Below are 18,683 nucleotides of genomic sequence, written 5' to 3'. Positions count from 1 at the left end.
ACCGACATCGGAGTGGTAGTTCAGTCGGTTAGAATACCGGCCTGTCACGCCGGGGGTCGCGGGTTCGAGTCCCGTCCACTCCGCCACATTGCATCCGGGCACCGCCAGGTGGCCGGCCGAATCAGCCGCCTCCAAGCGGCTGTTTTCATTTGTGGCCCCATTCGCAAGCCCATTTGTAGCCCCTCGAGCAACGGCCGCCCACGCCACATCCCGCGGGCGGCTCCGCGCAGCCTGCTAGAATCGCGGAGTTTTGACCTCCGTCCCAACTTGATCCCGAGTCAGCATGCTTGATTTCGTTCGCAACAACCGGCGCCTGATGCTTTTGCTGCTGCTGGTGCTGGTGTTTCCGTCGTTCGTGTTCTTTGGCGTGGAGAGCTATTCGCGCTTCATGGACAGCTCGCACGACGCCGCCAAGGTCGATGGCCGTGCCATCACCCAACAGGAAGTCGACAACGTGCTGCGCGAGCAGTCCGAGCGGATGCGTCAGGTGCTGGGCGCCGCCTACGATCCGCGCCAGTTCGAGGGTCCGGAAGCGCGCAAGGCTGTACTGGACCAACTGATCCTGCAGCGCGTGGTGGCCAACGAGGTCAATCGCGAGCACCTGACCGTGTCGAACGAGCGGCTGTACGAGGCGATCGTCAATATTCCCGCGATCGCGCAGCTGCCGAAGAAGGCGGACGGACGGGTCGAGGACAAGGCCTATCTCGAACTGCTGGCATCGCAGGGCATGACGCCCGAGCAATTCGACGCCCGCATGCGTTTCGATCTGGCGACGCAGCAGCTCGGCCAGTCGATCGGTGCGACCGCCTTCATGCCGAAGTCGCTGCTCGACCGCCTGATCGCCGCGCGCGACCAGCAACGTGAAGTTCAGCCGCTGCTGCTGAAGGCCACCGACTACGCTGCCAAGGTGACGGCCGACGACGCCGCGCTGAAGGCGTACTACGACAAGCATCGCCAGGCGTTCAGCGTGCCCGAGCAGGCCAAGGTCGAATACCTGGTGCTCTCGGCCGATGCGCTGGCCGCCGGCATCAGCATCACGCCCGAGCAGCTCAAGTCCTACTACGACAGCAATATCGCGCGCTTCCGTACCGACGAGCAGCGCCGCGCCAGCCATATCCTGATCGCCGCCTCGAAGGACGCGCCCGCCGCGGAACGCCAGGCCGCCAAGGACAAGGCGACCAAGCTGCTGGAAGAACTGCGCAAGCATCCGGACACCTTCGCCGACGTCGCGCGCAAGCAGTCGCAGGACCCGGGCTCGGCGGAGAAGGGCGGCGACCTCGGTTTCATGGGCCGCGGCGCACTGGTCAAGCCGTTCGAGGACGCGATGTACGCGCTGCAGCCGAATCAGCTCAGCGACGTGGTCGAAACCGACTATGGCTATCACATCATCAAGGTGACGGAGATCAAGCCGTCGCAGACGCGTCCGCTCGAGGCCGTCAAGCCCGAACTGGAAGCGGAACTGCGCAAGCAGCTGGCGGCCAAGCAGTTCACCGAGCAAGCCGACGCCTTCGGCAATACCGTCTATGAGCAGGCCGACAGCCTGAAGCCGGCCGCCGACAAGTTCAAGCTGACGATCCAGACCGCGGACAACGTGACCCGCGCGCCCAACCCCGCGCTGGGCGCGAACAATCCGCTGAACAACGAGAAGGTGCTGGCGGCGCTGTTCAGCGACGATGCGATCAAGAACAAGCGCAATACGGAAGCGGTCCAGGTCGGTCCCGAAACGCTGGTCGCCGGTCGCGTGGTCGAGTATCGCCCCGCATCGGTGCGGCCGTTCGACGCGGTGCGCGACCAGGTCCGGGCGCAGTATGTTGCCGAGCAGGCCGCCGAACTGGCGCGCAAGGACGGCGAAGCGCAGCTTGCCAAGCTGAAGCAGAGCGGCTCGGCCGAAGGCTTTGGCGCCGCCGTCACGGTATCGCGCCAGCAGCCGGCCGGTCTGGCGCCGAAGGCGGTCGAGGCGGTGATGCGTGCCGATGCATCGAAGCTGCCGGCCGTGGTCGGCGTGGATCTGGGCGGGCAGGGCTATGCGATCTATCGCATCGCCAAGGTTTCGCAGCCGGCGCAGGTCGATGCCGCGCAGCGCCAGGCCGAGGCGCAGCAGTTGTCGCAACTGGCCGGCCAGAGCGAGCTGGAAGCGTTCTTCGAGAGCCTGAAGGCGCGGTCGGAGGTCGAGGTGCTCAAGCCCGCGGCGCCGGCGGAGTCGCAGCCGGCAGGCTGATGGCGATGGAGGAGACCGGCCGCACAGGGTCGGTCTCGTAGCGAAAAAGAAAGGGGCCCCGCGGGGCCCCTTTCTCATGTGCCGGTGGTGGTGGTGAACGGCACTATGCTGACATCAACCGCGCCGTGGCGGTGCCTTGCCTTCCTCGGCGCTGCGTCGCTGGCGCTTGAGCAGCGGCTCCAGCTGCGGCCACACGGTTTCGAGCAGCGCTGGCTGGGCCTGCGCGGTCGGATGGATGCGATCGTCCTGGAACCATTCCGGCCGTGTGACCACCTTGTCGAGCAGGAAGGGCACCAGCGGCAGCTGATATTCCTTGGCCAGCTTCGGATACAGCGCGAAAAAGCGCTCGGTGTAGTCGGGCCCGTAGTTGGGCGGGATGCGCATGCCGATCAGCAGCACGCTGGCCTTGGCAGCCTTCGCGCTGGTGACGATCTGACGCAGATTGGCCTCGGTACTCTGCAGCGGCAGGCCGCGCAGCGCGTCGTTGGCGCCGAGCTCGACCACCACGATCGCGGGCCGATGACGGGCCAGCAGGTCCGGCAGACGGGTCTTGCCGCCGACCGTGGTTTCGCCGCTGATGCTCGCATTGACGACGCTATAATCGAACCTCTCCGCGCGCAGGCGGTCTTCCAATAACTTGACCCATCCTGCGCCGCGCGCGATGCCGTATTCCGCCGACAGGCTGTCGCCAAGCACCAGGATGGTGGGCGAGCGTTGCGCCAGCGCTGGCACCGCCGCCAATGCGAGCAGCGCGCCCAGCATCAGGGCACGCCAGCGCCCACCGATGTCCCGCCAAAAACCGTTCCGGAAACCCTTGCTCATGTCCTCATCCATTCTTGCTGTCGAATCCTTGGGAAAGACCGTGACGGACGCGACCGGTTCGCTGACGATTCTGCATGACGTGACGTTTTCCGTCACGCCCGGCGAAACGCTCGCCATCGTCGGCGCCTCGGGTTCGGGCAAATCGACGCTGCTCGGTCTGATGGCGGGTCTCGATCTGCCCAGCCGCGGCACCGTGTCGCTGCATGGCCACGACCTGTTCGCGCTCGACGAGGACCAGCGCGCGGCGCTGCGCGGCAGGCATGTCGGCTTCGTGTTCCAGTCGTTCCAGCTGGTCGGCCATCTGACCGCGCTCGAGAACGTGATGCTGCCGCTGGAGCTTCGCGGCGAGGCCGAAGGCGTGCAGGAGCGGGCCAGGGCGATGCTGGAACGGGTGGGCCTGGGGGCGCGCCTGTCGCACTATCCCCGCACGCTGTCGGGCGGCGAGCAGCAGCGCGTCGCGCTGGCCCGCGCCTTCGTTACGCGCCCCGATATCCTGTTTGCCGACGAGCCGACCGGCAGCCTCGATACCGCGACCGGTGAGGCCGTGATTGCGTTGATGTTCGAACTGAATCGCGACGCCGGCTCGACGCTGGTGCTGGTCACGCACGACCGGTCGGTGGCGGCGCGCTGCGGCCGCATCCTGACCATCGAGGCGGGGAAGGTCGCCAGCGACGAGTGGATGGGCGCCGAGGTCTGAACGCGTGAAAACGTGAAAGGTCGGCCGCGGCCGACTCTCAGCCCCCCCGCGCCAGCGCGCTTCTGGCGCGCGCGATCAGCCCGCTGGTGGATGGATCGTGCGGTGCTTCCGCGCCACCGTTGAGCTCCGCTTCGATCGGCCGCGCCAGCAGCTTGCCCAGTTCGACGCCCCACTGATCGAACGAGTTGATATTCCAGATCGCGCCCATCACGAAGGTGCGGTGCTCATACAGTGCAATCAGCGCACCCAGCGCACGCGGCGTGATGCCCTCGATCAGCAGCATGTTGCTCGGCCGATTGCCCTCGAAGCGCATATGGGCGATGCGCTCGGGCTCGACGATGCCGGCCGCGCGCAGTTCGTCCTCGGTCCGTCCGCGCATCAGCGCCTCGGCCTGCGCGAAGCAGTTGGCCAGCAGCTTGGCATGATGGCCCGGCAGCGTGCGCGGCGCGGACAGCGGCGCGACGAAATCGACCGGCACGATCTGCGAGCCCTGATGGATCAGCTGGAAATAGGCGTGCTGGCCATTGGTGCCGGCCGTGCCCCAGACCACGGGCGACGTGTCCACGCGCACCGGCGCGCCGTCGCGCTGCACCGACTTGCCGTTGCTCTCCATCTCCAGTTGCTGCAGGAAGGCCGGAAACAGTTCCAGCGAGGTCGAGTACGGCGCCATGCAGCTGGTCGGCAGGCCGAACACGTTGCGGTACCAGACTCCCAGCAGGCCGAGGATCACCGGCATGTTGCGGTCCAGCGGCGCGCTGCGGAAGTGCTCGTCCATCTCGCGGCCGCCGGCGAGCAATTCCGCGAAGGCCTCGTAACCGAGCGCCAGCGTGATCGACAGCCCCACCGACGACCACAGCGAGAAGCGACCGCCGATCCAGTCCCAGAACTCGAACATATTGGCCGGATCGATGCCGAACGCTCGCACGGCCTCGAGATTGGTCGACACCGCGACGAAATGGCACGCCAATCCGGCCTCCGGCACGCCGCGTTCGACAAACCATTGGCGCGTGCTGATTGCGTTCGCCATCGTCTCGAGCGTGGTGAAGGTCTTCGAGCAGACGATCACCAGCGTGCGTTCGGGATCGAGCCGCGCCAGCGTCTCGGCCAGTTCGGTGCCATCGACGTTGGAGACGAAATGCACGCGCGGCCCCGATGCCGCGCCACCAACGTCGCTGCCGTCGTCGCGGCCATCACCGGCAAGGTGGGCCAGCGCACGGCACACCATGCGCGGGCCAAGGTCCGAGCCGCCGATCCCCAGGTTCACCACGTCGGTAATGGTCTTGCCGCTATGGCCCTTCCACTGGCCGCTGCGCACGCGCTCGGAGAAGGCGCGCATGCGGGCCAGCACATCATGGACGGCCGGCATCACCGGCTTGCCGTCGACCTGGAAGGGCGCGTCCGGCGCGGCACGCAGCGCCGTATGCAGCGCGGCGCGGTCCTCGGTCGCATTGATATGTTCGCCAGCGAACATGGCATCGCGGCGCGCGGGGACGCCGGCCTCTTCGGCGAGCTGGACCAGCAGGTCCATCGTCTCCGGCACGATGCGGTTTTTCGAGTAATCCAGGAACAGGCCGGCCGCTTCCAGCGAGAACCGGTCGACCCGCTCCCTCGCGCCTGGCGCGGCAAACCAGTCGCGCATCCGCTGGTCGCGGAGCGTTTGGTAGTGCTGCTGCAGACGTTGCCAGGCGGGAAGGTCAGTGGGCATTGCGAAAAACGAGCGGAGAAGACGCAGGATGTGCGGAGTATAGCCTGCACGTTCGGCGAAAACTGTCAGACAACGCCGCAATCAGCGCGTTCCGCCGAGGCTCCGAGCCACCAGCCGCAATGCCGATTCGCCGCCCGCGACCAGCACGCCGCCGGCGCAGATCACCGCGATGCCCAGCGCCGTGGTCCAGTCGGGCAGCTGGCCGAAAGCGAGGAAGCCGACCGTGGTGGCCGAGATGATCTGCAGATAGAGGAAGGGGCTCAGGAACGATGCGTCCGCGTACTGGAAGGCGCGGATCACGAAGTAGTGGCCGAGCGAGCCGGTGATGCCGGCCGACAGCAGCAGCGCGCATTGCAGCGGGGTCGGCATCGCGGTGAACCAGAAGAACGGCACCAGCAGCGTGGTCAGCACGGCGCCGGTGATGCCGCTCCAGATCAGCGTGGTCATCGGCGCATCGTGGGCGGCCATGCGCCGCGTCAGCATTTGCAGCAGCGCGAACAGCAGCGCCGAGGCAAGGCCCAGCGCCACGCCGCCCGGCGTCAGCTCGCCGCCGGGGCGCACCACCACCAGCATGCCGGCAAAGCCGATCAGCACGCCGCTCCAGCGGATCAGGCGCGCGTGGCGGCCGGGGCGTTCGCCGAGCAGCCATGGCGACAGCGCGACCACGAACAGCGGCGCGCAGAAATTGAGCGCGGTGGCCGTCGCCAACGGCATCAGCTTCAGCACCGAGAAGAACACCAGCGTCGAGGCCAGCATCAGGCCGCCGCGCAGCCATTGCAGCCGCGGCTGGTCCGTGCGGACCTGGGCGCGGAAGCGTGTGGGACCGAGCAGAAGGAAGATGGCCACCACATGGCCGACATAGCGGACCCACGCCACCGCGACGATCGGCAGGCCCTGCTGGGTCAGTGTCTTGCCGGTGGCATCGAGCAGCGTCAGGATCCATTGGCCCAGCACCAGCAGCGCGATGCCGGTCCACAGTTGCCGGCGGCTCGGCGCCGCGCCCGGCATGGAGATCGCGCCGTTCATCGCCACGCGCTCAGCAGGTTGAGCTCGTGCCGTGCGGCCCGCGGCAGTTCGCCGGCGGTCAATCCGGCCGGGCCTTCGCCGCTGGCCACCAGCCGATCGGCGGCCCGGCCATGCAGCCAGACCGCGGCCAGCGCCGCCGGCTCCGCAGCCATGCCCTGCGCCAACAGCGCGCCGATCATGCCGGCCAGTACGTCGCCGGTACCGGCGGTGGCCAGGCCCGCATTCCCGGTCGGATTGATCGTGACCGCGTGCTCGCCAGGGGCGGCGATCACGGTGCCCGAGCCCTTGAGCACGACCACCGCCTGCCATTGCGCCGCGAGCGCGCGCGCGGCGGCCAGGCGATCGCGCTGGATCTCCGCCACGGTGCCGCCCATCAGCCGCGCCGCTTCGAGCGGATGCGGGGTCAGCACGCGTGGCGCGGTGCCGGCCCTGGCGATCGCCGCCAGGGCTGCATTGGTAGCCAGCAGGTTCAGCGCGTCGGCATCCAGCACCGTGGGCGCGCCAGCCCGCAGCGCTGTCTCGAGCCATCCGCGGGCATCGTCGCCGGTGCCCATGCCAGGGCCGACCACCAACGCCGACATCTCGGCCGGTTGCAGCCGGTCGACCGGATGCAGCATCAGCTCCGGATGCACGGGATCGAACGGCGGTGCCGGATCGGCCAGAAAGCCGATATGCACGCGCCCGGCGCCAAGATGCAGCGCGGCACGCGCGCCGAGCAGCGGCGCGCCAACCATGCCGATACTGCCGCCGATCACCGCCAGCGTGCCGAAGCTGCCTTTATGGCTGGCATGCCGCCGGCCGGGCAGTGCTGTGGCGAAGCGGGCGGGCGTATTGGCCCACGCCGCCACCGTTTCTGGCGGCACTTGCGGGGGATAGTCCAGGCCCAGCGGTGCGATATCGACTTCGCCGGCGCAGTCGCGCCCGTCGCGCGTCAGCAGTCCCGGCTTGGCCGCGATAAACGTCAGCGTCCGCGTCGCGCGTACCGCCGGTGCACCGGCGCCGGTATCGCCCGACAGGCCGCTCGGTATATCCAGCGCGAACACCGGCACGCCCTGCTCGGCGAGCCCACGCAGGCGATCGATCCATTCGGCCAGCGCGCCGCTCGCGGGACGGTTCAGGCCGATACCCAGCAGGCCGTCGACTACCGCGGTAAAGCGCGGTGCCGTTGTGGGCCAGGGCGGCGCGGTCTGCGGCGACGCGGGGTCGGGCACCACCACCTGCAGCGGCACGCCGGCGTCGCTCGCCTCTTTCCACGCGCGTGCGGCGTCGGCGGGCAAGCGGGAAGGGTCGGCCAGCAGCCATGCCTGTACGTCGCGGCCCGCCCGATGCAGACACGTCGCCGCGACCAGCGCGTCGCCACCGTTATTGCCGGGCCCGGCCAGCAACAGCAGCGGTCCTGCCGGTGCATGGGCGGTCAGCCACGCGGCAGCGGCGGCACCGGCGCGGGCCATCAGCGTGAACGGCGACAGCCTGGCGTAGGCGGCCTGTTCGAGCCGGCGGATCGCGGCGCTGTCGAACAACGGGATCGACGTGGCGCTGGCCGGATCGAAGCGCAGCCAGTCCGCGGTAACCGATGTGTCCGAGGTCGTCCCGGAAGCGGCGGGCGAGGAGAAGGGCGTCATCGGCGCATTATCGCAGCGCCGCCGGCCACTGGCTCATTGCCGCGGACCCAGGCCGTAGCGGTCTGGCGTCAGGCCTTCCATATCGATATCGGGCTGGGCATCGGCGACCTGCGCGGCAAGCAGCTTGGCGGAACCGCAGGCCATCGCCCAGCCGGACGAGCCATGTCCGAGATTGAGGAACAGCCCCGGCACGGCAGTGGCGCCGATCAGCGGCGGGCCGTCGGGCAGCATGGGCCGGGCACCGGTCCACAGCGACGCTTCGCCGTAGTTGGCCGCGCCCGGGAACCAGTCGCGTCCGACCTTCAGCAGCGTGCGCACCGCTGCCTGGCGCAGGTCCAGCTTGCGCGAACCGAGCTCGGCGGTGCCGGCCAGCCGGATGCGATTGCCCATGCGGGTGATCGCGACCTTGTACGACTCGTCCATCAGCGCGGCCAGCGGTGCCTGCAGGGCATCGCGCACCGGCACCGTCGCCGCATAGCCCTTGACCGGATAGAGCGGCACGCGCAGGCCCAGCGGGCGCAGCAGCGCGGCGCTGGCGACGCCGGCCGCGACGACCACGCGCTGCGCATGCAGGGTCGAGTCTCCGCCCTGGCGCCGCATGGACACCGAAAGCAGGCCATCGCGCGGGGCGTTGATGCCATGAACCGTGGTGTCCATCAGAAACCGCACGCCGGCGGCCTCCGCAAACTGGCGCAGCCGGCGCGTGAACATCGGGCAATTGCCCGATTCGTCCTCGGGCAGATGCAGCCCGCCGGCCAGCGCCGTGTCCGGGGCGAGACCGGGCTCGAGGCGGCGGCATTCGGCGGCGTCGATCAGCCGATGCGGTACCGCGTTCTCGCGCAGCAGCGCCAGCGCGGGCTGCGCCATGTCGAGATCGTGTTCGCCGCGGAACAGCTGGAGATAGCCTTGCGACTGCTCGTAGTCGATCTGCAGCTGGTCGCGCAGCTGATGCAGACACGTGCGGCTGTAGAAGGCCAGCCGCTGCATGCGCAGCTTGTTGATGCGATAGCGTTCGAGCCGGCATTCGCCGAGCCAGCGCGCGATCCAGCGCCACATCGCGGGGTCGGCGCTGGGCCGGAACACCACCGGCGAGGTGCTGGCGAAAAGGGTGCGCAGCACCTTTGCCGGCATCCCCGGCGCGGCCCACGGTGTCACGTAGCCAGGCGCGATCACGCCCGCATTGCCGAAGCTGGTTTCCTGCGCGGGCGAGGCCCGCCGGTCCAGCACGGTGACCTCGAAACCGGCCTCGCGCAGATACCAGGCGGAGCAGACGCCGATCACGCCGGCACCGATCACGATGGCGTGCATGGCATCTACATCTTCATCTGCGCGGGCAGATAGGTGACCAACCCGGGGAAGGTCCAGATCAGCAGCACCGCCACCACCATCAGCACGAAGAAGGGGAAGGCAGCCCAGGCGATATAGCTGATATTGCGCCGGGTCATCCCCTGCAGCACGAACAGGTTGAAGCCGACCGGCGGCGTGATCTGCGCCATCTCGACCACCAGCACGACGAAGATGCCGAACCACAGCAGGTCGATGCCGACCGCCTGAATGGTCGGCAGCAGCACCGACATCGTCAGCACCACCATCGAGATGCCGTCGAGGAAGCAGCCGAGGATGATGAAGAACACCATCAGCGCGACGATCAGCAGGAACGGCGTCAGGTTCAGGCCGACGATCCATTCGGCCAGATGGCGGGGCAGGCCGATGAAGCCCATCGCCAGCGTCAGGAACGACGAGCCCGCCAGGATCAGCGCGATCATGCAGTACATCCGCGTGGCGGCCATCAGCGAATCGCGGAAGGTCGGCCAGGTCAGCGTGCGCTGGGCCAGCGCCAGCAGCAGCGCGCCCACCACGCCGAGCGCCGCAGCCTCGGTGGCGGTTGCGATGCCGGCGTAGATCGAGCCCAGTACCGCGCCAATCAGCAACACCACCGGAATCAGATGGCGCGATTCCGCCAGCTTGGCATGCAGATCGAGCCGATGCTCCGGCACCGGGATCGCATCGCGATGGCGCCAGCCCCAGACCGCGACATAGCCCATGAACAGCAGCGCCAGCAGCAGCCCCGGCAGCACGCCGCCGATGAAGAGCTTGCCGATCGACACGTCGGCCGTGACGCCATAGACGATCATGATGATCGACGGCGGAATCAACAGACCCAGCGTGCCGGCGCCCGCCAGCGAGCCGATCGCCATCGACTCGGGATAGCCGCGTTTGGCCAGTTCCGGCAGCGAGATCTTGCCGATGGTCGCGCAGGTCGCGGCGCTCGAGCCCGACACCGCGGCAAAGATCGTGCAGCCGATCACGTTCACATGCAGCAGCCGCCCGGGCAGGCGCTGCAGCCACGGCGCCAGCCCGCGGAACATGCCTTCGGACAGCCGCGTCTTGAGCAGGATCTCGCCCATCCAGATGAACAGCGGCAGCGCCGTCAGCGTCCAGCTCGACAGCGAGCCCCAGACCGTCAGCGCCATCGATTCGCCGCCGACCTTGTTGGTGAACAGCTCCATCGCAAACCAGGCGACGCCGAGAATCGCGATGCCGATCCAGACGCCGGCGCCGAGCACGGCGAAGATGGCGACGATCAGGAAGAAGGTGATCCAGAGATCCATGTTGTTGCGTTCCTGTGGGGGGCCGTCCAGGCGGTACGTCCCGGGACGTCGCCGTTATTCGGTGCGCGCCATTTCGCCGCTTTCCTCGCGCGGCAGCCGGCGCGTGCGCAGCACGTAGACGAACTCTTCGGCAAACGCGACGAACAGGCCGAACAGGCCCACCGCCATCGACAGCTGTGGAATCCACAGCGGCGTGGCGTCGGTGTTCTGCGAGATGTCGTGATAGATGAACGAGTCGTACGCGAGCTTGCCCGCGTAGTAGGTGAAGTACGCGGTCAGCAGCGTGGCGACTGCCAGACAGAACATCTCCGCCCATACGCGCGGCTTGCCGTGCAGGCGCTGCAGGATCAGCGTGACGCGGATATGGTCACCCTGGCGCAGTGTCGCGGCGAGCGCAAGAAACGACCCCGCGGCCATGAAATAGCCGGCATAGGCGTCGCCGCCGTCGATCTGGAAATTGGCGAAGCGTCCGACGATGATGGCCAGTTCGACCAGCAGCGTCAGGCAGATGAAGACGGCCGCCAGCGCGCCAAGCGCCTGGTAGAACCACTGAAAGCGGGAAGTCATGATGCGTCCGGAAGGCCAGGGGAGGGGGAGCGGGACACGATGTCGCTACGTGGCCGTTTGGCGCGAAGCCGCCGTCGTCCCCGCTTCTGCGGGAACGACGAGGACAGTCTTCGGCACGCCGGCCCGCACCTTACTTGCGATACGCCGCGATGATTTCCTTGCCCTCGGGCCCGGCCTTCTTTTCCCATTCGGCCAGCAGTTCGTCGCCGATCTTCTTCATGTCCGCCTGCAGCTGCGGCGTGGGCTTGACGATGGTCATCTTGTTCTTCGCCAAAGTGTCGAGCGATTGCTGCGTGTATTCGCGCATCCGCTGCCAGCCGCGCGTCTCGGCAGCCTGGGCGGCCTTCAGCAGCGCCTCCTGCGACGGCTTGTCGAGCTTGTCGAACTCGCGCTTGTTGACGATCACCATGTTCTTCGGCAGCCAGGCATCGACCGTATGGAAGTGCGACAGGCTCTCCCACACCTTGCTGTCGACGCCGGTCGCGCCCGAGGACATGAAGCTGTCGACCACGCCGGTGGCCAGCGCCTGCGAAAGCTCGGCGGCCTGAATCGTCATCGGCTGCGCGCCGACCGCCTGCGCGATGCGCGTGGTGGCCGGATTGTAGGCGCGCCACTTCAGGCCCTTCATGTCGGCGCCCGAGCGGATCTCCTTCTTGGCGTAGATGCCCTGCGGCGGCCACGCGACCGCGTACAGCAGCTTGATGCCCTGACGGTCCAGCAGGCGGTCGATCACGGGCCGCTGCGCCTGCCACAGCTTGTACGAGGCATCGAAGCCGGTGGCGAGGAAGGGCACGGCGTCGACGCCGAACAGCGCATTCTCGTTCTCCAGCAGCGACATCAGCACCTCGCCCGCCTGGGCCTGGTTGCTCTGCACCGCGCGCTTGATTTCGTTGGCCTTGAACAGAGAGCCGTTCGGATGCAGCGTGATGGCCAGCTTGCCCTGCGTGGCCGCGCTGACCTCCTTGGCGAACTGATCCAGATTGACCGTGTGCGGGTTGTTGGCCGGATAGCCGGTCGGCAGATCCCACTTGACCTGGGCCTGCGCCAGCGGCGCCATCGCGAAGGCGCAGGCGAGCAGCCCGCACGCAGACATCGACTTCAGCAATCCCTTGCGCTGCATCATTTCTCTCCTGGTTGTGTCGTTACCGCGTCGTTGGTGTGTGCGCGTGCGTGGATCTTGCGCCGCCAGCGGGGGCTCGTCCACTGGGTCGTCCACTAGGTTGTCGCGCGTCGTTCGCGCCGTCGTTCGCGCTGTCGTCCGACGTGGCCTCAGCCCTGCAGCGGCGCGGGCGCCAGCACGGCCTCCAATGCAAGCGCCGTGCCCAGCAGCGGCGCGTCGCGCATCGGGCCGTGCGCCAGCATGAGGCCGACCGGCAGTTCGTCGGGCTGGTGGCACGGCAGCGAGATCGCGCAGCCGTCGAGGAAGTTGATCGTCGAGGGATTGCGCAACAGCAGCGCGTTGGTGCGCGTAAACAGTGCGTCGTCGGCGATCAGCGGCGCGATCGGCGGCGCCACCACCGGCACGGTGGGACAGGCGAGCGCGTCGTAGCCGGCCAGGCGCGCCATCACGCGCTCGCTCCATGCGGCGCGAGCACGCACCAGATCGACATAGTCGGCCGCGCCGATCGCGGCGCCGCGATCGATGCGCGCGGCCACGCGCGGGTCGTACAGTGCGCGCCGCGTGGACAGCGTGCCACGGTGGATCGCATAGGCTTCGGCCGCGGTCAGCCCGCCCTGCGCGTTCAGCGCCGACAGCTCCAGCAGCTCGGGCAGATCCACATGTTCGATCTGCACGCCGGCGGCGGACAGTCGTCCCAACGCGCGATCGAAGGCGCGCGACACGGTCTGGTCGAGATCGTCGAGCAGCAGCTGGCGCGGTACCGCCAGCCGCAGCGCGCCGGCGGCCTTGCGCACCGGGACCAGTGCCTGATCGGCGATCACGCCATCGACCAGCACGCAGTCGGCCACCGTGCGTGCCATCGCGCAGGCGGTATCGAGCGAGAACGACAGCGGAAAGGCGCCGGTCAGCGGCACGCGCCGCGCGGTCGGCTTGAAGCCGGTCAGCCCGCACAGTGCGGCCGGGATGCGGATCGATCCGCCGGTATCGCTGCCCAGCGCCGCCACCGCGAGGCCAAGGGCCACGGAGGCCGCGGCGCCCGAGGACGAGCCGCCGCAGATGCGCGCCACCGCGGTGTCGTGCGGATTGACCGGCGCGCCGTAGTGCGGATTGATGCCGACGCCCGAGAAGGCGAACTCCGTCATGTTGGTGCGGCCGACCAGTGCCGCGCCCGCCGAGCGCAGCCGCGCCACGACGGGCGCATCTTCGAGCGCCGGTGCGGCATCGGCACGTACCGTCGAGGCGGCGCGGGTGATATCGCCGCCGATATCGAACAGGTCCTTGATCGATACCGGCAGCCCGGCCAGCGGATGCAGCGGCTTGCCGGCCAGCGCCGCGGCATCGGCCGCCTGCGCCGCGCTGGCGGCGGTGTCGAAACTGGTCTGCAGGAACACCGCCTGCGCCGCGGGCTCGTTCGCGCGCGCCTGCGCCTGCTGCAACAGTGCCGTGCGGGAGAGCCGGCCTTCGCGGGCCAGGCGGTTCAGCGTATCGATATCGGGAAGCAGCGCGGCAGGCATCGTCATCGGGTAAGCGGTGGTGCGTGGGCTCGGCGGAGGGCTCGGGCGGTGGTCGAAGTCGGAACGGGGATGTGCATCGGGCCCGGACTCGTTGCCGCTTGCCCCGCGACAGTGCGCGGACCGTGCGCGGACCGTGCGCGATTGGTCCGATGCCCAGGATTCGTGCGCGAATTGCCACCGAAGCGGTCATTGCAGTGCCGCGCAATCCCCATCGTTACCGGGTACTCATGCTCATAATTTGTCGATAAACTGTCAAGCTGAAATTTCAGTCGCGGCCCCCGGGAAATCACCTACACGGCGCCCGTTGATCGCTGCGCGACGCGCGATGCCGTTCGTTCTCCGCTGTTCTTCTGCAGGAGTGCTGTCCATGGCCCGAAAACCGAGCCGCCGCGACGAAGTTGCCCCTCCCGATATCGCGTCCGCCAACGTCGCGGCTGTCGGCGTTGCTGCAGCCAACGTTGTTGCCGACGTTGTTGCCGACGTTGCTGCCGACGTTGCTGCTTCCCGCGCTGCGGGCGCCGGCATCGTGTCTTCCGCGCATCTGGTGTCTTCGCGCAGTCCCGAGCTGTCCGAATTCGAGTTCGGCCTGAACACTGCCTACAACGCCTATAGCCGCTGGGTGGTGCGCTGCATGGGCGCGGCCGGCGTACGTGATCTGACCTTCCTCGACGTGCTGGTGCTCCATCACGTCAATCACCGCGGCCGGGCCAAGCGGCTGGCCGACATCTGCTTCGTGCTGAACGTCGAAGACACCCATCTGGTCACCTACTCGCTGAAGAAGCTGCAGGGCATGGGCCTGGTTGCAGGCGTGCGCGTGGGCAAGGAGGCGACGTACAGCACCACCGCGGCCGGCACCGAGGCATGCGCGCGGTACCGTGAAATCCGCGAGCAATGCCTGACCAGCAATATGACCCCCGGCAGCGCCGAGAATGCCGAGATCGGCGAACTGGCCCGGCTGTTGCGCGTGCTGACCGGGCTGTACGAACAGGCGGCGCGCTCCGCGACGTCGCTGTAGCACCAGCTTCGCCCCGGTGTTCGCGGGGTCGATTTGTCGGCTTCTTTCCTTCGCTCGTTCGTCCAATCAATCGTCCGGTCCCAATCTTCCGATCAATCGTCCGATCAATCGCCCGATCAATCGTCCAATCACGAGGTATTCCGTGTCGTTCTCCAAATCGCAAGCCGTCCCCTCCGATCCGCGCTGGCAGTTCTGGATCGATCGCGGTGGCACCTTCACCGATATCGTCGGCCTGCGCCCGGACGGCACCGTGGTCACGCACAAGCTGCTGTCGGAGAACCCCGAGCAATACGCCGATGCGGCGGTCGCCGGCATCCGCCATCTGCTGGGACTCGCCGCGGGCGAGCCGATCACGCCGCGCCTGGTATCCGCGGTGAAGATGGGCACCACGGTAGCGACCAACGCACTGCTCGAGCGCAAGGGCGAGCCCACTGCGCTGTTCATCACGCGCGGCTATCGCGACGCGCTGCGGATCGCCTACCAGAACCGGCCGCGGCTGTTCGACCTGAACATCTTGCTGCCCGAACTGCTGTATCGCGAGGTGGTCGAGGTCGACGAACGGATCGGCGCGCATGGCGACGTGGTGCTGCCGCTGGACGAGGCGGCGTTGCGCGAACAGATGACGCGCGTGCTGGCCGACGGCATTCGCGCGGTGGCGATCGTGCTGATGCACGGCTACCGCTATTCGGATCACGAGGCACGCGCGGCCCGCATCGCGCGGGAGCTCGGCTTCGCGCAGGTGTCGGTGTCGCACGAGGTGTCGCCGCTGATGAAGCTGGTGCCGCGCGGCGACACCACGGTGGTCGACGCCTATCTGTCGCCGATCCTGCGCCGCTATGTCGAGCAGATCGAGCGCGAGATGCCCGGCGTGAACCTGCAGTTCATGCAGAGCAGCGGCGGCCTGACCGACGCGCATCGCTTCCAGGGCAAGGACGCGATCCTGTCCGGCCCGGCCGGCGGCATCGTCGGCATGGTGCGCGCCTCGCAGCGCGCCGGCTTCGATCGCATCATCGGCTTCGACATGGGCGGCACGTCGACCGACGTGTCGCATTTCAGCGGCAAGCACCCGAACGACTTCGAGCGCGTGTTCGAGACCAGCGTCGCCGGCGTGCGCATGCGCGCGCCGATGATGAGCATCCATACGGTGGCCGCGGGCGGCGGCTCGGTGCTGCATTTCGACGGCAGCCGCTATCGCGTTGGGCCGGACTCGGCCGGCGCGAATCCGGGGCCGGCCAGCTATCGGCGCGGCGGCCCGCTGGCGGTGACCGACTGCAACGTGATGCTCGGCAAGATCCAGCCGGCGCATTTTCCGGCAGTGTTCGGTCCGCGCGCCGATGCACCGCTCGATCGCGATGCCGTGGTCGCGCGCTTCGAGGACCTGGCCGCGCAAATCGCCGAACAGACCGGGGACCGCCGCACGCCCGAGCAGGTCGCCGAGGGCTTCATCGAGATCGCGGTCGGCAACATGGCCAATGCGATCAAGCAGATTTCCGTGCAGCGCGGCCACGACGTGACCGGCTACACGCTGACCACCTTCGGCGGCGCCGGCGGCCAGCATGCCTGCCTGGTGGCCGATGCGCTTGGCATGCAGACCGTATTCGTCCATCCGCTGGCCGGCGTGCTGTCGGCGTACGGCATGGGCCTGGCCGACCGCACGGCGATGCGCGAGCTGTCGATCGAAGCGAAGCTGGACGAGGCCGCGGTGCCGATGCTGGCGCAGCGCCTCGACGCGCTCGCGCAGCAGGCGCGCGACGAGCTGCTGGAGCAGGGCGAGGATGCGGGCCGCATCGAGGTGCTGCGCCGCGTCCATCTGCGCTACGAGGGCACCGATTCCGCGCTGGTGGTGCCGTTCGACGACGCTGCCGCGATGCGCGCCGGCTTCGAGGCCGCCTACCGGCAGCGCTACGCCTTCCTGATGCCCGACAAGGGGCTGATCGTCGAAGCGGTCTCGGTGGAGGCGGTCGGCGTCGCACAGGCGCCGCAGGAGCGTCCGCCGGCCCTGGCGCCGCGCGAAGGTCCGCCGCAGCCCGCCGAGACGGTGCGCATGTTCAGCGGCGGCGCCTGGCACGACACCGGCCTGTACCGGCGCGACGCGCTGCGTCCCGGCGACCGCCTCGCCGGCCCGGCGATCATCGCCGAGCAGAACGCCACCACCGTGGTCGAACCGGGCTGGCAGGCGCTGCTGACCGAACGCGACCATCTGGTGCTGACGCGCGCGGTGCCGCGCCCGCTCCGGCGCGCGCTTGGCACCGAGGCCGATCCGGTGATGCTGGAAGTCTTCAACAACCTGTTCATGTCGATCGCCGAACAGATGGGCCTGCGGCTGCAGAACACCGCCTACTCGGTCAACATCAAGGAGCGGCTCGACTTCTCCTGCGCGATCTTCGATGCGCAGGGCAATCTGATCGCCAATGCGCCCCATATGCCGGTGCATCTGGGCTCGATGGGCGAGAGCATCAAGACCGTGATCGCGCGTAATGCCGGCCGGATGAAGGACGGCGACGTCTATGTGCTGAACGACCCGTACAACGGCGGCACCCATCTGCCCGACGTCACGGTGATCACGCCGGTGTTCGATGCCGATGGCAAGGAGGTGCTGTTCTACGTCGGCTCGCGCGGCCACCATGCCGATATCGGCGGCATCACACCGGGCTCGATGCCGCCGGACTCGACCGTGGTCGAAGAGGAGGGCGTGCTGATCGACAACTTCCTGCTGGTCGATGGCGGCGTGCTCGACGATGCCGGCATGCGCGCTCTGCTGGCCGGCGCGCGGTATCCGGCGCGCAACGTCGACCAGAACATGGCGGATCTGCGTGCCCAGGTGGCTGCCAATGCCAAAGGCGTCGAAGAATTGCGCAAGATGGTCGCGCACTTCGGCCTGCCGGTGGTGCGCGCGTACATGGGCCATGTGCAGGACAACGCCGAGGAGGCGGTGCGGCGCGTGATCACGGCGCTCAAGGATGGCAGCTACACCTATCCGCTCGACAACGGCGCGCAGATCCGCGTGCGGGTCACGGTCGATCGGGAGCGCAGGGAAGCGACCGTCGATTTCACCGGCACCTCGGATCAGTTGCCGAACAACTTCAATGCCCCGCGGGCGGTGTGCATGGCGGCCGTGCTGTACGTGTTCCGCACGCTGGTCGATCAGGACATCCCGCTGAACGCCGGCTGCCTCAAGCCGCTGCATGTGGTGATCCCCGAAGGTTCGATGCTCAATCCGCGCTATCCGGCCTCGGTGGTGTCGGGCAATGTCGAGACGTCGTCGTGCATCACCAACGCGCTGTACGGCGCGCTCGGCGTGGTCGCCGCCAGCCAGGGCACGATGAACAATTTCACCTTCGGCAACGCGCGCTACCAGTACTACGAGACGATTTCGGGCGGCAGCGGCGCCGGCAATGGCTTCGATGGCTGCGATGTGGTGCAGACCCATATGACCAACTCCCGGCTGACCGATCCCGAGGTGCTCGAATGGCGCTTCCCGGTGCGGCTGGACAGCTACGAGATCCGCCAGGGATCCGGCGGAGCGGGGCGCTGGCACGGCGGCAACGGCGGCGTGCGCAAGGTGCGTTTTCTCGAGCCGATGACGGCATCGATCCTGTCGAACAACCGGGTCCATGCACCGTTCGGCATGGCGGGCGGCGAGCCGGGCGCGACGGGCCGCAACCGCGTGATCCGCGCCGATGGCAGCGAGGAGACGCTGCCGCACGTGGCGCGGACCGAGATGGAGGTGGGGGATGTGTTCGTGATCGAGACGCCCGGGGGTGG

13 protein-coding genes and 1 tRNA gene are annotated in these 18,683 nt (G+C 68.2%); 5 read left to right on the top strand and 9 right to left on the bottom strand.

Features of this window, described 5'->3' with window-relative positions:
• Positions 1-9 precede the first annotated feature (9 nt).
• Positions 10-86 (top strand) — tRNA-Asp (locus HTY53_RS06240).
• Positions 87-283: 197 nt separating this feature from the next.
• Positions 284-2,218, top strand: a complete 1,935-nt coding sequence (locus HTY53_RS06235; protein WP_174105608.1) for a SurA N-terminal domain-containing protein — start codon at positions 284-286, stop codon at positions 2,216-2,218.
• A 114-nt stretch (positions 2,219-2,332) separates the two neighbouring features.
• Here HTY53_RS06235 and HTY53_RS06230 read toward each other — a convergent pair whose 3' ends face one another.
• The gene (locus HTY53_RS06230) at positions 2,333-3,040 is read right to left on the bottom strand and encodes an arylesterase (RefSeq protein ID WP_438820930.1); all 708 of its coding nucleotides are present in this window, start codon (positions 3,038-3,040) and stop codon (positions 2,333-2,335) included.
• Here HTY53_RS06230 and HTY53_RS06225 point away from each other — a divergent pair.
• On the top strand, positions 3,039-3,737 hold the full coding sequence (locus tag HTY53_RS06225; RefSeq protein ID WP_174105607.1) for an ABC transporter ATP-binding protein: 699 nt from the start codon (positions 3,039-3,041) through the stop codon (positions 3,735-3,737). The two genes, HTY53_RS06230 and HTY53_RS06225, sit on opposite strands and share 2 nt — an antisense overlap.
• Before the next feature lie 37 nt (positions 3,738-3,774).
• Here the strand turns inward: HTY53_RS06225 and pgi are convergent, their stop codons facing one another.
• The 8 genes from pgi to HTY53_RS06185 all read right to left on the bottom strand — a co-directional run bounded on the left by pgi (position 3,775) and on the right by HTY53_RS06185 (position 13,909).
• A complete protein-coding gene (gene pgi / locus HTY53_RS06220) occupies positions 3,775-5,442 on the bottom strand; it encodes a glucose-6-phosphate isomerase (protein ID WP_174105606.1) in 1,668 nt (555 codons plus the stop codon).
• Positions 5,443-5,523: 81 nt separating this feature from the next.
• Positions 5,524-6,468 (bottom strand): DMT family transporter, encoded by a 945-nt coding sequence (locus HTY53_RS06215; protein WP_174105605.1) that lies wholly within the window; start codon positions 6,466-6,468, stop codon positions 5,524-5,526.
• The gene (locus tag HTY53_RS06210) at positions 6,465-8,090 is read right to left on the bottom strand and encodes an NAD(P)H-hydrate dehydratase (protein ID WP_174105604.1); all 1,626 of its coding nucleotides are present in this window, start codon (positions 8,088-8,090) and stop codon (positions 6,465-6,467) included. Before HTY53_RS06210 ends, HTY53_RS06215 begins: the two co-directional genes overlap by 4 nt.
• A 33-nt stretch (positions 8,091-8,123) precedes the next feature.
• Positions 8,124-9,398: a D-amino acid dehydrogenase gene (locus HTY53_RS06205; RefSeq protein ID WP_174105603.1), complete on the bottom strand. Its 1,275-nt coding sequence runs from the start codon at positions 9,396-9,398 to the stop codon at positions 8,124-8,126.
• A gap of 5 nt (positions 9,399-9,403) precedes the next feature.
• On the bottom strand, positions 9,404-10,702 hold the full coding sequence (locus HTY53_RS06200; RefSeq protein WP_174105602.1) for a TRAP transporter large permease: 1,299 nt from the start codon (positions 10,700-10,702) through the stop codon (positions 9,404-9,406).
• 54 nt (positions 10,703-10,756) lie between these two features.
• Positions 10,757-11,269 carry a TRAP transporter small permease gene (locus HTY53_RS06195; protein ID WP_174105601.1) on the bottom strand — a complete coding sequence of 171 codons (513 nt, stop codon included), beginning with the start codon at positions 11,267-11,269 and terminating at the stop codon, positions 10,757-10,759.
• Between the two features lie 130 nt (positions 11,270-11,399).
• On the bottom strand, positions 11,400-12,389 hold the full coding sequence (locus HTY53_RS06190) for a TRAP transporter substrate-binding protein (protein ID WP_149318946.1): 990 nt from the start codon (positions 12,387-12,389) through the stop codon (positions 11,400-11,402).
• A gap of 149 nt (positions 12,390-12,538) precedes the next feature.
• On the bottom strand, positions 12,539-13,909 hold the full coding sequence (locus HTY53_RS06185; protein ID WP_438820929.1) for an amidase: 1,371 nt from the start codon (positions 13,907-13,909) through the stop codon (positions 12,539-12,541).
• Between the two features lie 361 nt (positions 13,910-14,270).
• On the opposite strand from HTY53_RS06185, the gene HTY53_RS06180 reads away from it, so the two are divergent.
• Entirely contained in the window at positions 14,271-14,918 is a 648-nt protein-coding gene (locus HTY53_RS06180; protein ID WP_174105600.1) for a winged helix DNA-binding protein, read from the top strand.
• A 142-nt stretch (positions 14,919-15,060) separates the two neighbouring features.
• Positions 15,061-18,683, top strand: a 3,623-nt coding sequence (locus tag HTY53_RS06175; RefSeq protein ID WP_174105599.1) for a hydantoinase B/oxoprolinase family protein, incomplete at its 3' end; no start/stop codon positions are given.

Origin of the sequence: Cupriavidus gilardii (assembly GCF_013314895.1) — a bacterium.
Taxonomy (GTDB): Bacteria; Pseudomonadota; Gammaproteobacteria; order Burkholderiales; family Burkholderiaceae; genus Cupriavidus; species Cupriavidus gilardii_C.
The sequence above is the reverse complement of the archived record's forward strand: the minus strand, read 5'-3'. Positions and strand labels throughout refer to the sequence as shown.

Bases quoted from the DNA above. Each gene is read 5' to 3' on its own strand.
- HTY53_RS06235 (WP_174105608.1), top strand. From the start codon at position 284: ATGCTTGATTTCGTTCGCAACAACCGGCGCCTGATGCTTTTGCTGCTG.
- HTY53_RS06195 (WP_174105601.1), bottom strand. From the start codon at position 11,269: ATGACTTCCCGCTTTCAGTGGTTCTACCAGGCGCTTGGCGCGCTGGCG.
- pgi (WP_174105606.1), bottom strand. From the start codon at position 5,442: ATGCCCACTGACCTTCCCGCCTGGCAACGTCTGCAGCAGCACTACCAA.
- HTY53_RS06230 (WP_438820930.1), bottom strand. From the start codon at position 3,040: ATGAGCAAGGGTTTCCGGAACGGTTTTTGGCGGGACATCGGTGGGCGC.
- HTY53_RS06210 (WP_174105604.1), bottom strand. From the start codon at position 8,090: ATGACGCCCTTCTCCTCGCCCGCCGCTTCCGGGACGACCTCGGACACA.
- HTY53_RS06190 (WP_149318946.1), bottom strand. From the start codon at position 12,389: ATGCAGCGCAAGGGATTGCTGAAGTCGATGTCTGCGTGCGGGCTGCTC.
- HTY53_RS06185 (WP_438820929.1), bottom strand. From the start codon at position 13,909: ATGACGATGCCTGCCGCGCTGCTTCCCGATATCGATACGCTGAACCGC.
- HTY53_RS06215 (WP_174105605.1), bottom strand. From the start codon at position 6,468: ATGAACGGCGCGATCTCCATGCCGGGCGCGGCGCCGAGCCGCCGGCAA.
- HTY53_RS06200 (WP_174105602.1), bottom strand. From the start codon at position 10,702: ATGGATCTCTGGATCACCTTCTTCCTGATCGTCGCCATCTTCGCCGTG.
- HTY53_RS06225 (WP_174105607.1), top strand. From the start codon at position 3,039: ATGTCCTCATCCATTCTTGCTGTCGAATCCTTGGGAAAGACCGTGACG.
- HTY53_RS06180 (WP_174105600.1), top strand. From the start codon at position 14,271: ATGGCCCGAAAACCGAGCCGCCGCGACGAAGTTGCCCCTCCCGATATC.
- HTY53_RS06205 (WP_174105603.1), bottom strand. From the start codon at position 9,398: ATGCACGCCATCGTGATCGGTGCCGGCGTGATCGGCGTCTGCTCCGCC.